We start from the raw sequence: 16,029 nt of genomic DNA, 5'->3' as shown, positions 1-16,029 counted from the left end.
AAAATGAAAAAATATATATTTTCCCGCAGAGTCCTTATTGCAGCTGGTATTGCCTGTCTCTTATTGCCTCTTAATTCCTGTGATAAAGAATTAGAAGTTACACCCTACTCCTACTTTACAACAGCCAACTTTTTTTCTAATTCAGAAGAAGCTAATATGGCCACTTTAGGAGTATATGAATCAATGTCGTCTCTTGATACTTATGGTTATAACATCCCTTTAATTTTTGATGCTGATACTGATATTAGTCAATTGAGTGGTGTGGGTGCTGATGAATGGCGTTTGATTGCACATTATCAGGGAATTTCTCAAACCGCAATATTTTACAACGTTTGGAGTAAATTATACGAAGGAATCGACAGAGCAAATGTTGTGATTGAAAGAATTCCTCAAATGGAATTGTACAAAAACGGAACCCAAACGCAACAAGAGCAATTGAACCGATTTATTGGTGAAGCAAAATTTCTACGTGGTTTCTATTATTCTGAACTTGTCCGTCTTTGGGGAGATGTTCCATTCAAAACAAAAAGCTCACAATCTGGAGATAATCTAAAAGGTGGTTTAGTAGATCGTCAGGAAATATACACCCAGATTATAAAAGATATGGAGGAAGCTGCTGTTGTATTACCGGCAGAAACACCTTCCGATGAACGCATTAATAAATGGGCTGCCAAAGCCATGTTAGCCAGAATTGCATTGTTTGCCGGAGGATATTCTTTAAGTCCGGACGGAACTATGAAACGTCCTGCTAATTACAAAGAGTATTACAAATTGGCACAGGAAAAAATAAATGAGGTTATGGCCCAAAATCCATACAAGCTGAATACGTCCTATGCTAAAGTTTTTAAAAACCAATGTCAACATGTTTTAGAACCTACTGAAAACATCTTTCAGGTAGCTTTTTACAATCCGGCAGGAACTATGGGGAATGGTTCATGGGTTGGTTATTTTAATGGACCGCTTACTGCTGCTGGTATATATCCAAATTCAATAGGGAGATGTTTAGTTCCTAAACCATTTTATAATACTTTTAAAACAGGCGATCAGCGAAGAGATTTTTCTATTGCAACTTATTCTATCAATAATGTTGGAAATAAATTGCCACTTGTAACTGCCAGACAAGATGAAGCCTGGACAGCGGCCAAATGGAGTCGTGAATACCAAACTAATTCTACTGTGGAAAGAAGTTATACTCATATCAATTGGGTAGTAATGCGCTATTCTGATTTATTATTGATGCGTGCTGAAGTTGAAAACGAGTTAAACGAAGGTCCAAATCCAGTTGCTTATGACGCTGTCAACCAAGTACGAAAAAGAGGTTTTGGAGCAGATATCGCGGGCAGCAGAATTGCTGTTGACATTGTAAATAAAGGCACCGGATATGCCAATGCTGCTAATGTTGTTATACAAATTACCGGCGGTGGTGGTAGCGATGCATCTGCAGCGGTGGTAACGCTTGCAAGTGGTGGTATTAGCGCAATTACGATGTTACGTTCTGGAGATGGTTATACTTCTGTACCAACAGTAACTATTACAACTACAGACGGTAAAGGTTCCGGAGCAACAGCAGTAGCACGAATTTTACCTAAACCTACGGCTGCCGAAATGAATTTGCCAACAGGACTGAGTAAAATTGATTTTCTTAAGGCAATTCAACAAGAAAGAGCCTGGGAACTTTCCGGAGAAGGTATGCGCAGAGCCGATTTAATTCGATGGGGAATATTATCTGATAAAATAATCGAAACAAACGCGGCTGTAAAACTTATTCGTTCCAATTATTTTTATCCGTCAATTGCCAATTTTGTGGCAGGCAAACATGAATTATATCCTTTTCCGCAAAATGAAACTGATGTAAACAAGTCGATTACACGTCAGAATCCAAAATATTAATTTTTTATCTTATGCTAAAAAAACTAGTTCTATTCATCATTTTGTCTCTCCCCGCTTTCATCCAGGCTCAAGTAGACGTACATAATGCATCCTCAGAATATGAGTACCCTACTGATCCATTAGTTCGCGAGAAATTAGACAAATGGCAGGATTTAAAATTTGGCGTTATTTTACATTGGGGACTTTACAGTCAAAATGCAATGAACGAATCCTGGCCATTGGTTAATGAACTTTGGAAACGAAGAGACACAACAAAAACATATGAAGAATATAAAAAATGGTATTGGGACCAATCTAAAAAATTTAATCCGGTAAAGTTTAATCCGGAGAAATGGGCTGAGATTTCAAAAGATGCCGGAATGAAATACTTGGTTTTTACAACGAAACATCATGAAGGTTTTTCAATGTTCGATACCAAAGAAAATGATTTCAAAATTACTAATGGTCCATTTGCTAACAATCCGAAAGCCGATGTAACGAAGTATATATTTGAAGCTTATCGTAAACAAGGAATGATGATTGGTGCCTACTTTTCAAAACCCGATTGGCATTCTGAATGTTTTTGGTGGCCGCGTTTTGCAACTGTAAACCGTAATGTAAATTACAATACTATCGAATTTCCCAAACAATGGCAAAAATTTAAAGATTTCACCTATAATCAAATTGGGGAAGTTTTAAGCAACTATGGTAAAGTTGATATTTTATGGTTAGATGGCGGCTGGATACGTAATCCCCAGCCAGGAGAAATGGAAAAAGCGTACGTTCAAAGTAATAAATCTTATTATCCGCCATATCCACAAGATGTTGATATGTCACGTATTGCCAAAATGGCGAGAGAAAAACAACCTGGAATTCTGGTTGTCGACAGAACCGTTCACGGACCTTACGAAAACTATCGTACACCAGAGTTGACCATACCAAAGGAACAGCTAAAAGACCCTTGGGAAACCTGTCTAACCTTAGCAAAAGGATGGGGTTATACAAAAAAGACGCCGATAAAATCAGGTACTTGGATTGTACAAACTTTAGTTGAAGTAGTCGCAAAAGGAGGGAATTTGCTTTTAGGCTTCGGACCAACACCAGAAGGAGAATTTCCGGAGTATGTAAATAAACCATTGCAAGAAATTGGTGACTGGCTAAAACTAAATGGTGAAGCAATTTATGGGACACGAATTACAGAAAACTATAACAGCGGTTCAACCTGGTTTACACAATCAAAAGACAGCAAAACTAAATATGCTATTTGTTGTATTAAAGAGGGAACAACTATACCCGTAACAATACAATGGAAAGGAAATGTGCCTGTAAAAGGAAAAAAAATAAAACTGATTTCTTCTGGTAAAAACGTAAACTGGAAACAGGAAGGAGATACTATTATTGTAGAAGTACCCAAAGAGTTAATCGGCAAACAAACAGCTGCCCTAGCTTTTGCATTTTAATTTTTTTAAAACGAAAAAACCAAAATTATGAAGAAGATAGTATTAGTATTCAGTTTACTATTAATAGCTACCACTACGTTTGCACAGGACAAACCTAAAGACATGAAAGTACTACGAGATTCAATCTTTACAGTAATGAAACTAAGCAAGGTCAACAGACAAAAAATGCACGACCTGATTGCTGAAAACGGAAAAGGTCAAAAGGCTATTAAAGATGATCCTGCACTATTTTATGATCAAAGACAAGAAAAATTAGCAACCTGGAAAAAAGATATTACTGCAAAAGAAAAAGCAATTTTAACGCCTGCACAATTTCAAACATGGCGTGATTTTGGAAAATCTTTGAGTGATAAAACGAAATAATAATAGTTGTCATTTAAAAGAAACAAAATAAATGATTGAATATTATTTAGAATTGAATAAGTTTATGGACATTAATGCAGAACTATGTTCTGCATTAACTGTTTATAAGAGAAAGAAATAATAAAATAAATTACCATTATGATTACTTTAAACGATACACCAATTTCAAAATCATACGCAATCGGAATAGATATTGGTGGTACTTCACTTAAATGTGGTGTTGTTGATGAACTGGGAGAAATCTTATTTTCCTTTATAGTATCCTTAAAAGATGCCAAAACCGAAGCTGAAATTATAAGCTTAATGGTCAACGCGATAACACAATGTACAGATCAATTAAAAAAACCTATTGTAGGTATCGGAATTGGTTTTCCTGGTCTTATTGAAGAGGATGTTATTATTGGTGGAGGCGTGAATTTGCCTGGTTTTGAACAATTGCCATTGGGTAAAATTCTAAAAGATTTAACCGGGCATAATATTGTAATTGATAACGATGCCAACCTAATGGGACTTGCCGAATTAATTTACGGCGCAGCCAAAGATAGTACTGATGCTGTTTTTCTAACCATTGGTACAGGTATTGGCGGCGCTATTATGATTAATAAAAAACTTTATAGCGGCTATAAAAATCGTGGCGGTGAATTAGGACATACTGTAATTCAGCAAAATGGCATGTTGTGCAATTGTGGTGGACGAGGTTGTCTGGAAACTTATGCATCGGTTACAGCATTAATCAATTATTACAAAACTCAAAATCCTTCATCAGAAGAAAACATTGACGGCAAAACTATCATCGAAAAATATCTGTCAGGAGAAGATCATGCCCTCAACACCATGCAACATCATTTTGATTATTTAGCTGCCGGTATTGTAAACTTTGTAAATATATTTAGTCCTCAAAAAGTAATTATTGGTGGAGGAATTAGTGAAGCGGGTCAGTTTTATATTGATGAACTAACAAAAAGAGTAAAAACCTTTGCTATTCCTGTTGCTTTTGCCCACAGTACTATAGTAGCGGCAGATTTAGGCAACAAAGCCGGATTGTTAGGTGCTTGCGCCATTGCTTTTCAAAAATTTAAAGTTTAGATTTTCAATACAATTAAACTTTGAAAGAATTATCTTATCAATTATAAATCTATTACTTTAAATACTTGAATAATAGCGCTCAAATCAACCGTTACTAAAGGTTTTAGCTAAAATTAATATCATTTTGAACAAATTCAAAACTCTACAAAAATATTGATGATTACATTCGTTTTGAATTTATATCCTTTACCAACCGAAAACAATTTATTAAAATTAGGTAGCTATGATGTTTCAAAAAAACATATTGATTTTGTGTCTGTTGAGCTTATTTAATACTCCGTTATTAACCAGTGCACAAACCAATTCTCGTCCTAATATCCTTATAATCATGACCGATCAGCAAACTGCTGATGCCATGAGTATTGCCGGTAACAAAGATTTGCATACACCTGCAATGGATAAACTGGCACAAAACGGAGTTCGTTTTACAAAAGCTTATTGTGCGCAGCCATTATGTTCGCCATCGCGTTCTGCCATAATGAGTGGAAAAATGCCTTTTGAAACAGGTTTTATTGGCAATGCACCGGAAAAAGACGGTCAATGGCCGGAAGATCTCCTAATGGTGGGGAAAATTTTTCAAAACGGAGGTTATAAAACCGGTTATGTTGGTAAATGGCATTTACCTGTTCCCACAACTAAGAAAAGCCAACATGGTTTTGAATTCATTGAAAATACCAATTTTCTGGATTATAATGATGCAGCGACGCCTTCTTTTTGCGCTCGCTTTATTAAAGAAAATAAAAATACCCCTTTTCTTCTTGTAGCTTCTTTTTTAAATCCGCATGATATTTGCGAATGGGCCCGCGATGAAGATTTAAAAATGGATATTTTAAAAGATGCACCGCCTCCAGATCAATGTCCGGCACTGCCTGCAAACTGGCAAATTCCTGCTAATGAACCTAAAATTGTTCGCGATCAGCAAAAAACAGTTGGCCTGCGCACCTATCCTTCTGTAAATTATTCACCTGAAAAATGGCGTCAATATCGTTGGGCTTATAACCGATTAGTTGAAAAAGTAGACAGTTATATAGAAATGGTACTGGCATCGCTTAAAAAGTATGGTATCGAAAAAAACACCATTATCATTTTTACTGCAGATCATGGTGATGGTTATGCAGGACATAGTTGGAACCAGAAGCAAATTTTATACGAAGAATCGGCCAGAATACCTTTCATCATTTCGAAAATTGGCGAATGGAAACCAAGAACTGATGATTTGTTAGTTTGCAACGGAACAGATATCATTCCAACTATTTGCGGTTTTACCGGAGTTCCAAAACCAGCATATTTAAAAGGAATTGACATCAGCAAAAAAATAGAAAATCCCCAAGAAAAATTACGGGATACTTTGGTGATCGAAACTGATTTTGCCGATAATGAAGACCTTTTAGGTATCAGCGGGCGTTCTGTAATTACCAAAGATTTCAAATATATAGTTTACAACAAAGGCGTTATTAAAGAACAGCTTTTTGATTTGAGCAAAGATCCTGGTGAAATAACCAATCTTGCGGTAGACAAAACTTATAAAAAGAAGCTCATTAGTATGCGTCGTTATCTAAAACAATGGTGCAAAAACAATGGAGACACATTCAATTCAGGATTATAATCCGATTAAAAGAAAAAATATCATGATCAATAAAAATATATTTGTCTTATTCTTATCCATTATAACGCTTCATACTTTCGGTCAGCAAACTTCTGCTACAATAAAACTGACTGCAGAAAAACTACATTCAAGAGTGCGTGAATGGCCTTATCCTGTAAACGGAATTACGGTGCCAACCAATGCTCCTGCCCTGCTTTGGCCCGCAACAAATGGTAAGGAAATGGTAAAACCAATGGAAAGTGGTAGTGAAGTTCCTGAAGATCCCAATATTGGCAATGTCCGCTATAAAATAATGTTGGCAAGCGATATAAATTTTACTAAAGATTTGCTTACTAGTTCTGAACAGCGTTGGGCGGTTTATCCGTTGCATCAGGCACTAAAATCTGGAAAATGGTACTGGAAATATGCTTACGCTTTAAAAGGCAGTAATCAATGGACATGGTCATCTGTTTACGATTTTGTGGTCGATGCCAAATATGCTGATCAAAAAGTATCTCCGCCAATAACTGAAGTTCTCAAAAGAAACGAAGGTTCACATCCTCTTTTATGGGACATGAACCGTATTGGCGAAGATTTTTATCGCAATAATCTGGAAAATCCGGAAGCTAAAAAATTTATCGCTTTCGCGGAAAAACTAATGTTGGCCCCTCTTCCGACAGAGCAACCACAGAGGGTAATTGATACAACAGGAAAAAATAAATTAGAGAAAAAAATAATTATAGAAAGAATGTATCACGGATTTGGTGATGCTGTAGGTAATCCGGTTCGCAATTTATGCATCGCCTACCAATTAACAAAAGACAAGCGTTTTATTTTAGACGCAAAGCGCAGAGCTTTAAATATAGCCAATATGAATCCGAATGGATTAGCAACTGGTGATGATTTTACAAGTGGTGCAGTACTCGAAGCTTTAGGCTGGTTTTATGACACGGGTTACGAATTTTTAACGCCAGAAGAAAAAGAAACATTCAAAAACATCATCACTATTAGAGGTCGAAGAGTTTATGAGCATTTGCCAAATCGTTTTGAATTACACGTAAGCGATAATCACGTTTGGCAAATCACGTTACGCAACCTGGCAATTGCAACGGTAGCGGTAATTAACGATGTTCCTGAAGCCAAAGAATGGCTAACTTATATGTATGAAGTTTGGTCAGCACGCTTTCCGGTATTAGGCACAACAGACGGCGGATGGCATGAAGGTAATGGTTATTTCAGGGTAAATTTTAAATCAATTATATACTTATCACAAATGTTTGGTGATTTCAGTGGTGTGGATTATTTCAAATTACCATGGATGGAAAACCTACCGTACTATATGTTGTACACACATCCAAACGGTGCTGCAAGTACTGCTATTGGTGATATGTGGGAAAACATTCCCTACATCGTAAAGGGCGAAGCCTGGTTTGCAGACGCACTTACTTACAAAATGAACAATCCGTATTTAAACTGGTATGTTGAAGGTATAAAAAAAGAATATCCAGCTTATTACCACGGAACAGACGATTTCTTATTTTTTAGATTATTAAATTATAAACCAAATAGAAAACTGCCTTCGACCTCACCCGAAAACCTGCCTAAAACACGCAAATTTGGAGATGTAGGAGTTGTAGCCATGCACGAAGATTTGGCTAATGCCAATAAAACATTAAGCAGTTATTTGTTCAGTAGTCCGTTTGGTTCTTCAGGCCATGGTCATGCTTCGCAAAATGCTTTTACTATCAATTATAAAGGAAAAGTAATCTTTGGCGGAACTGGTTATTACAGCAATTTTAGCGACAAACACAATCTTTTGTATTATAGAACATCAAAAGCGTACAATACGATTTTGGCCGATAGCTTAAATCAAAAAATTGGAGAAGAAGGTTATGGCTGGATTCCGAGAGCTATTTCTGGCAAACACATTCAATATGCTTTGGGGGATGCGAGCAATGCTTATGGCGAAATTAAAAGTGATTTCTGGCTGGACAGATTCAAACAAATCAATGTTGTACCAAGCAAAGAAAATGGTTACGGAGATTCAGGAGTGACTTTGTACCGCAGGCATATGCTGCAATTAGAGGGTGGCTATATTGTGCTTTATGATGAATTAGAAGCAAAAACTCCCGTAAAATGGACCACTCAATTTCATTGCCCGTATTATACAATTGAAGGAGAAGATTCGGCGAATGCCAAACAACAAAACTTTATTGTAAAAACAGATTTAGGAAATGTAACTGCCAGTGTTTTTGCTAATAGTCCATTAAAAATGACGGTTCATAACAAGTTCTTTGAAGCTGCCGTAAACTGGAACAAGGTAACAAATGACGAAGGTCAAATTAAGGAATTTAAAGATCAATGGCATGCCGGAATCACTTCTGAGCCAAAACAAAAATTCAGATATTTAACGATTATCCAAATCAAAGACGGTAAAACAGAAGTGGTTAAAACAGTTTCAGACAAAAATGGTTTATCGCAATTAAAAGTTGGAGATTGGGAAATAAAAGCACAATTAGATGGAGAAAAACCGGTCTCTTTACAGGTTTCAAATAAAATAGTTCAATCACTATTTAGTTACGGCGATTTACCAATTAATTTTCAAGGTAAAACTTATGTCCCTAAAATAAAAGGTAGTTCCGTACTAGTAGAACTGGAGGGTTCAAAAGTAAACAGGCAAGAAGCTGTCGATGAATTGCCGGACGTTGCTAAATATGACAAGAATTAAGAAACAAGATGTCTACTTTTTCTCTAAATTAGAGTTGAATTACTCTAATTTAGAGAAAAAGACCGGGCAAAAACAATTAATAATTTAAACTTTTATGAAGAAAACGATTGCTCTCTTAGCGCTTTTCTACATAGTTCTTTTCACAACTAAAAGCCATGCGCAAGTTCAGGACCGGTATTTTCGTAATATCTCGGTCGATAAAGGCTTGTCGCAAAGTTCAGTTTTTGCCATTCAGCAAGATACATTGGGTTTTATCTGGATTGGAACTCAGGACGGACTAAATCGTTATGACAGTAAAGGTTTTAAAGTTTATAGACCAATCAAGAATGTTAAAAATAGTTTGCAATCCTATTACATTCGAAGCCTATTTACAGATCATAAAGGACAATTATGGGTTGGTGGAAATCAAGGAATTAGTGTTTACAATTATGACACAGATAGTTTTACAAATTACAAACTTCCAAGAAGTATTGGCGAATGGTATATTTCGGCTATAACAGAAGATAGTGCGCACAAAATATGGGCAACTTCTATTACAGGTGAAGTTTTCGTTCTTGTTCCGGAAGCCCAAAATTTTACCTCGATTAAGTTTAACGCTTCTTCTCATGAAATTAAGAAAATTGCTTACATCGGTCTTTGGCAAAAACAAATTATTTTAGGAACAGATGTTGGCCTTTTTAAATTAAAATCCAATAATCATCAATTGATTAAAATTGATTTGGGTGTAAAAAAGCCTTATATCAACGATGTTTATATAGATGAAAAAATACTTTGGGTTGCAACCGAAGGATATGGTGTAATTCGTTTTGATGCTAAAAATGGCCAAACTACTTCCTTATTACACAGCTCAGGAACAAATAGTATTGCAGATAATAATATCAGGTGTGTTGGCAAAGATACCGACGGAAATATTTGGCTTGGAACTTTTAGAGGCCTTAGTATTTTTAACCCAAATACAAAGTCTTTCAGCAATTATTACCATCAAATATCACAGCCTTATACAATTAGCCAAAACTCAGTTCGTTGTTTTTTTAAAGACAAACAAAACGGAATTTGGTTAGGAACTTATTATGGCGGTTTAAATTATTATCATAAAAGTGATATTAAATTTAATCTTCTAAGTCAGAACTCAGGAAAACCATCTTTAAATGACGAAGTTATTGGCGTTATCAAACAAGATGCAAAAGGTAATTTCTGGATTGGAAGTAATGACAAAGGCATAAATTACTGGAACAAAAACGCGAACACAATTAGTTATTTTTCGAATAGCGAAAACAATCCTAATAGCTTAAGTTCAAATAATATAAAAGCAATTGCTTTTGATGATAGCGGAAATGTATTGATTGGAACTCATAATGGGGGGCTTAATTTACTCAATCCAAATACGGGTTCTGTGCAGCGTTTTCGTCATGATGAGAATAATCCCAACACCATTGCCGGCGATTTGGTTTATAGCATATTAAAAGATTCAAACGGTCGTATTTGGGTCGGAACCAGATCCGGATTAGATCAGTTCCATCCAGAAACGAAGACCTTTACACATATTCATCTTGATAAAGCAGGCAAGCGTCTGGCTTCTGATGATATTACATTTTTATTTGAAGATAGCAAACACCGAATCTGGATTGGAACCACAAATGGCGTAACACTTTTTTATCCGGATACTCTTTTATTTGGAAATATTGGACATGGCAAACTAAGCGACGATATCGTAAACTGTATTACTGAAGATCAAAAACACAGAATCTGGATTGGAACCAGAGAAGGATTACGATTGTATGATGAAACTCAGGAATCTTTCATAAGTTTTAATGCCCGAAAAGATTTTGTCAAAGAAACTATTTATGGAATTATTCCGGATGATGATGGAAGTTTATGGATTTCTACCAACAGCGGTTTAATTAAATTCAACCCTGACAAAGGTTCTATACAAACATTTGATGAAAGTGATGGTTTGCAGAATAAGCAATTCAACGATTATGCTTTTTATAAAGCAAAAGACGGAATGTTACTTTTTGGAGGAATTAAAGGTCTTTCTTACTTCTATCCTTCAATGGTAAAACAGCAGCCACTTCCATTGAAACTTAGTTTTACGGCACTCGAAGTATTAAATAAAACTGTTGCTGTTGGTGATGAAACTGATATTCTGGAAGAACACATCGACCAATCAAATGAATTAGAAATTGGCCCGGAATACAAGCAGTTCAACATCTTATTTAACACTTTTAATTATATTTCTTCCAATCGAACATATTATTATTACAAGTTAGAAGGAATCGAAAAAGATTGGCAACGCACTGATGAATTGAAAGTTAGTTATAGCAATTTACCCGCAGGAAAATACAATTTCCAAATCAAAGCCATTGGACCTAATGGTGAAATGAGTGCTGTTCGAAGCTTAAAAATTATCATTCTGGCACCCTGGTATAAAACAATCTGGTTCTCATTACTATTATTAACTATTATTGGTACAGCGGCTTACATCGGTTACAGAATCATAAAAGAAAGAATTAAAGCCGTTCAACAATTAAAACTGGAAAGAATAGATAAAGAAAGAGTGAATTACATCAATCAGGTAAAAATGGACTTTTTTACAAATGTTTCTCATGAATTAAGAACTCCTTTAACACTGATTTTAGCTCCATTAGAAGAGTTATTAAAAATGCCTTTTATCGACAAAACATTTAAAAAGAAACACGAATTAATGTTCATTAACGCCAAAAGACTTTACAACCTGGTTGATCAATTATTTGAGTTTAGAAAAACCGAAATGGGAACGCGACAACTTAAAGTTGGTAAAGGTGATATAGTGAATTTTACACAGGAAATTTTCGAATCATTTAAACCACTTTCAGATAAAAACCGCATTCATTATACGTATCATGCCGAGGAACCGCAGTTGTTATTCTATTTTGATAAAGATGCAATGGAAAAAATCCTGTTTAATCTTTTGTCAAATGCTTTTAAATACACCAAAGCTGGTCAGACCATACATGTTGAATTGATTAAGAAAAATGATAAAGTACAAATTAAGGTAGCCGACACGGGGGTCGGAATTAGCGAGGAAGATTTGTCTAAGGTTTTCGACCGTTTCTATCAGGTAAATAATCGCGAGATGAATTTGGGTTCCGGTGTTGGATTGGCCTTCACAAAACGTTTGGTCGAATTACATCATGGCCAAATTACTGCAGAAAGTACGATGCAGAAAGGAAGCACTTTTACAGTAATGATTCCAATGGCTGATCAGGTTTATAAAGACGATCAGCATGTTGAAGAATCAGCTTACGATTTGTCGATTATATCTGATAATGAACTTGAAACAGACGATGCTTTGTTACCGGAAGAAAATGAAGTAATCGAAAGAGATCAGCCAATCAAGCTTTTAATTGTAGATGATAATAAAGAAATCTTAGATTATCTACAGGATTATTTCAGCAAAATATATGAAGTTACGGTGGCTTTTGACGGTCAGATGGCTTTGGATCTTTTAGAAATGCAACCTTTCGATCTTATAATTAGCGACGTTATGATGCCTGAGCTGGATGGTTTACACTTTTGTAAAAGAGTAAAACAGAATATCAATACATCACATATTCCATTTATACTTTTAACAGCAAGAACGGAAACCAGCCAGCAACTAAAAGGATTGGAAATGGGTGCCGACGATTATATTACAAAACCATTTTCTACTCCTTTATTAGCGGCAAAAATTACAAATTTGTTACGTTCCCGTAAACGACTAAAAGAATATTATTCGGTTGGTAAAGAAATGGTACCTGAAAATATCGCGTTTAATGTGCTTGATGAAGAATTTCTAAAACAAGCGATCCAAATTGTCGAAGATCATCTGGCGGATTCTGAATTTTCAGTAGACCAATTTAGTAGAGAAATCGGAATGAGCCGTTCTAATCTTTATTTAAAACTAAAAGCCATTACAGGCGAATCTGCGATGGATTTTATAAAGAGAATCCGATTTAAAAAAGCAGTTGAACTGATGCAAAGTAAACGATACACCATTGCACAAATCACCTATATGTGCGGATTTAATTCACCATCGTATTTTTCGACAGCATTCAAACAACATTATGGATGTATGCCGAGTGAATATTTGGCCAAACTTGACGAAACAAAAGAATAACTGAAACAACACAAACTAATATACAATGCAAAAAAAAAGAATAACAATACTACAATCCTATTTCTATTGAGTTAGAAATCAGCTAAAAAAAGGCCTTTAGTACGGCCATAAATCAATTACAAATTTCAATTTTGAAAGCCATAGTCTTACCCAAATGAAATATTCATTTTGGAGTGAGAAGCCCGAATCATGCCTTAATTGAACGTTTTTTTTTAATAAAAATAAAACAGTACAACATTTACAACTTAAAATAGACCTTATGAAAATATTTAAAATCCTTTTTTTACTTGCATTAAGTTTACCATTTTCTTCTAATGCGCAAACAAAAGCGACAGTAACTATTCAGAATAATTCGGCTCTCGATCGAAAGGAAACTGTTCTTGCTATAAAATGGGCAACTGTCCTTTCCTCCTATTCAAATATAGATACATTGAATTTTGTAGTAATCAACGCCAATACAAAAAAACAAGTGCCATATCAGTTGGAACATCATGGAAACGCTGCTATTCAAAACTTGTTAGTTCAGATAGACATCAAAGCAAAATCATCTTTAAACCTATTCATTCAAAAAGGGAAACCGGAAACATTTACTGCCAAAACATATGCTCGTTATGTACCGGAGCGCCTTGATGATTTTGCCTGGGAAAATGATAAAATTGCTTTCAGGGCTTATGGTAAAGCTTTAGAAAAAACAGAAGGCGATGCATACGGTTTTGATGTATGGGTAAAACGAACTGATAAATTAGTATTGAACGAACGCTATAAACGTAATGACTATCACTTAGATCACGGCGACGGCTTAGATTATTATCATGTTGGTTATACATTGGGTGCCGGAAATATGGCTCCATTTGTAAAAGATACAATCCGTTATTCTGGCAATTATCATCAATGGAAAGTGTTGGACAATGGTCCGCTGCGTTCAACTTTTCAATTAACATTTGATAGCTGGAATGCAGGCGGAATAAAAGTTAAAGCAGTAAAAACAATTTCTATAGATGCCGGTTCTCAACTAAACCGTATTGAAAACGTTTACAGTTTCGACGGCAATAACGCTCTGGAGGTTGTTGTTGGAATCATCAGAAGAGAGAAAGCTGGAGTGATAGCACTAAATGAACAACAAGGTATTCTAGGCTATTGGGAACCAACTTTTGATAAGGACGGCACTACAGGTGTGGCATCAATCTTAACTACTCCTGTAAGTACTATGTGGGTTAATAAAGAACAAATACTAGCCAAAACTACACTTAAAAGCAACGAACCTATCGTCTATTATTCGGGTGCTGCCTGGGATAAAGCTGGAAAAATTACTAATTCAAAACAATGGTTTGACTATTTGAACAATTTTCAACAGCAAATAAACAATCCGTTAATCGTAAACATAAAATAATACCAACCAATTATTAACTATAAACTAAAAAAATGTCAATTAACTTATTTGATTTAACAGGGAAAACTGCTCTTATTACAGGAGGAGTTCATGGATTAGGAATGGCAATGGCCAAAGGACTTGGACATGCAGGAGCAAAAATTGTAGTCAACGATCATTCCTCACAGGAAGCAGTAAATAATGCAATTGCAGAATATAAATCGGAAGGAATTGAAGCGTACGGTTATTTATTTGATGTGACCGATGAAAGCGCTGTAATTGCCGCAATTAACAAAATAGAAGCTGAAGTTGGCCCAATAGATATTCTGATCAACAATGCAGGAATCATCAAAAGAACACCAATCATAGAAATGGAAGTTGCCGATTTTGAAGCCGTAATAAAAGTAGATTTAACAGGCCCATTTATCGTTTCTAAAAACGTTGCCAAAGGAATGATTCAGCGTGGTGGTGGAAAAATTATAAACATGTGCTCGATGATGAGTGAATTAGGCAGAGATTCGGTAAGCGCTTATGCAGCAGCAAAAGGCGGATTAAAAATGCTGACCAAAAATATGGCAACCGAATGGGCAAAATTTAATATTCAGACGAATGGAATTGGTCCGGGATATTTTGCTACAAGCCAAACAGCACCAATTAGAGTAAACGGCCATCCGTTCAACGAATTTATTATGGGAAGAACACCTGCCGGACGTTGGGGTGATCCAGAGGATTTGCAAGGAGCTGCCATCTTTTTAAGTTCAAAAGCAAGTGATTTTGTAAACGGTCATATTGTTTATGTTGATGGTGGAATATTAGCTACGATCGGAAAACCATCTAATGAAGATTAGTATAAATTTCAAAAGAGATTAAAATGATAAAAAGTATAATTGACAAAGCAACAGGGTTCGAAAAAAGATTTGAAAACATTAATACAGTTGTTTTTGAAAACTCAATTGATGCATCTAAAGCAGTTGCCAGAGAAATCGCAACACTTATCAAATCAAAGCAGGAAAATAACGAATCGTGCATATTAGGGCTAGCAACTGGTTCTTCACCAAAAGGATTGTATGCTGAATTAGTTCGTTTGCATAAAGAAGAAGGATTGAGTTTTAAGAATGTAATCAGTTTCAATCTGGATGAATATTATCCGATGGAACCCAACTCTATCAACAGTTATGTTCGTTTTATGAAAGAATTACTGTTTGACCATGTCGATATTTTACCTGAAAATGCCCACGTTCCCGACGGACTTTTAACAAAACAACAAATTGCCGACTATTGCCACGATTACGAAGCCAAAATTGAAGCTTTGGGCGGTATCGATTTACAGATTTTAGGAATTGGAGGAAACGGACATATCGGTTTTAACGAATCAGGTTCACTTCAAAACTCTAAAACCCGCTTGGTAGCTTTAGACCATATTACAAGAGT

The 16,029-nt window shown here is 35.6% G+C and carries 10 protein-coding genes; all 10 read left to right on the top strand.

Annotation, left to right across the window (positions count from 1 at the left end; genetic code table 11):
• Nucleotides 1–3: 3 nt before the first annotated feature.
• Nucleotides 4–1,890: a RagB/SusD family nutrient uptake outer membrane protein gene (locus tag B0A65_RS13285; protein WP_074663091.1), complete on the top strand. Its 1,887-nt coding sequence runs from the start codon at nucleotides 4–6 to the stop codon at nucleotides 1,888–1,890.
• 11 nt (nucleotides 1,891–1,901) lie between these two features.
• The gene (locus tag B0A65_RS13280; protein WP_074663094.1) at nucleotides 1,902–3,329 is read left to right on the top strand and encodes an alpha-L-fucosidase; all 1,428 of its coding nucleotides are present in this window, start codon (nucleotides 1,902–1,904) and stop codon (nucleotides 3,327–3,329) included.
• Nucleotides 3,330–3,356: 27 nt separating this feature from the next.
• Nucleotides 3,357–3,692, top strand: coding sequence for a hypothetical protein (locus tag B0A65_RS13275; protein ID WP_074663097.1), 336 nt, complete (start codon nucleotides 3,357–3,359; stop codon nucleotides 3,690–3,692).
• 138 nt (nucleotides 3,693–3,830) lie between these two features.
• The gene (locus tag B0A65_RS13270; protein WP_083370515.1) at nucleotides 3,831–4,778 is read left to right on the top strand and encodes an ROK family protein; all 948 of its coding nucleotides are present in this window, start codon (nucleotides 3,831–3,833) and stop codon (nucleotides 4,776–4,778) included.
• A gap of 223 nt (nucleotides 4,779–5,001) precedes the next feature.
• A complete protein-coding gene (locus tag B0A65_RS13265) occupies nucleotides 5,002–6,384 on the top strand; it encodes a sulfatase family protein (protein ID WP_074663100.1) in 1,383 nt (460 codons plus the stop codon).
• On the top strand, nucleotides 6,356–9,091 hold the full coding sequence (locus tag B0A65_RS13260) for a DUF4962 domain-containing protein (RefSeq protein WP_242670280.1): 2,736 nt from the start codon (nucleotides 6,356–6,358) through the stop codon (nucleotides 9,089–9,091). Before B0A65_RS13265 ends, B0A65_RS13260 begins: the two co-directional genes overlap by 29 nt.
• A gap of 94 nt (nucleotides 9,092–9,185) precedes the next feature.
• On the top strand, nucleotides 9,186–13,229 hold the full coding sequence (locus B0A65_RS13255; RefSeq protein WP_074663102.1) for a hybrid sensor histidine kinase/response regulator transcription factor: 4,044 nt from the start codon (nucleotides 9,186–9,188) through the stop codon (nucleotides 13,227–13,229).
• Between the two features lie 259 nt (nucleotides 13,230–13,488).
• Nucleotides 13,489–14,619, top strand: a complete 1,131-nt coding sequence (locus B0A65_RS13250) for a DUF4861 family protein (protein WP_074663105.1) — start codon at nucleotides 13,489–13,491, stop codon at nucleotides 14,617–14,619.
• Nucleotides 14,620–14,651: 32 nt separating this feature from the next.
• Nucleotides 14,652–15,446: a gluconate 5-dehydrogenase gene (locus tag B0A65_RS13245; protein ID WP_074663108.1), complete on the top strand. Its 795-nt coding sequence runs from the start codon at nucleotides 14,652–14,654 to the stop codon at nucleotides 15,444–15,446.
• Nucleotides 15,447–15,469: 23 nt separating this feature from the next.
• The coding region (locus B0A65_RS13240; protein ID WP_207556433.1) for a 6-phosphogluconolactonase at nucleotides 15,470–16,029 on the top strand (560 nt) is incomplete at its 3' end.

Source organism: Flavobacterium frigidimaris, from assembly GCF_002217275.1.
GTDB classification, from domain to species: Bacteria; Bacteroidota; Bacteroidia; order Flavobacteriales; family Flavobacteriaceae; genus Flavobacterium; species Flavobacterium aquidurense.
The sequence above is the reverse complement of the archived record's forward strand: the minus strand, read 5'-3'. Positions and strand labels throughout refer to the sequence as shown.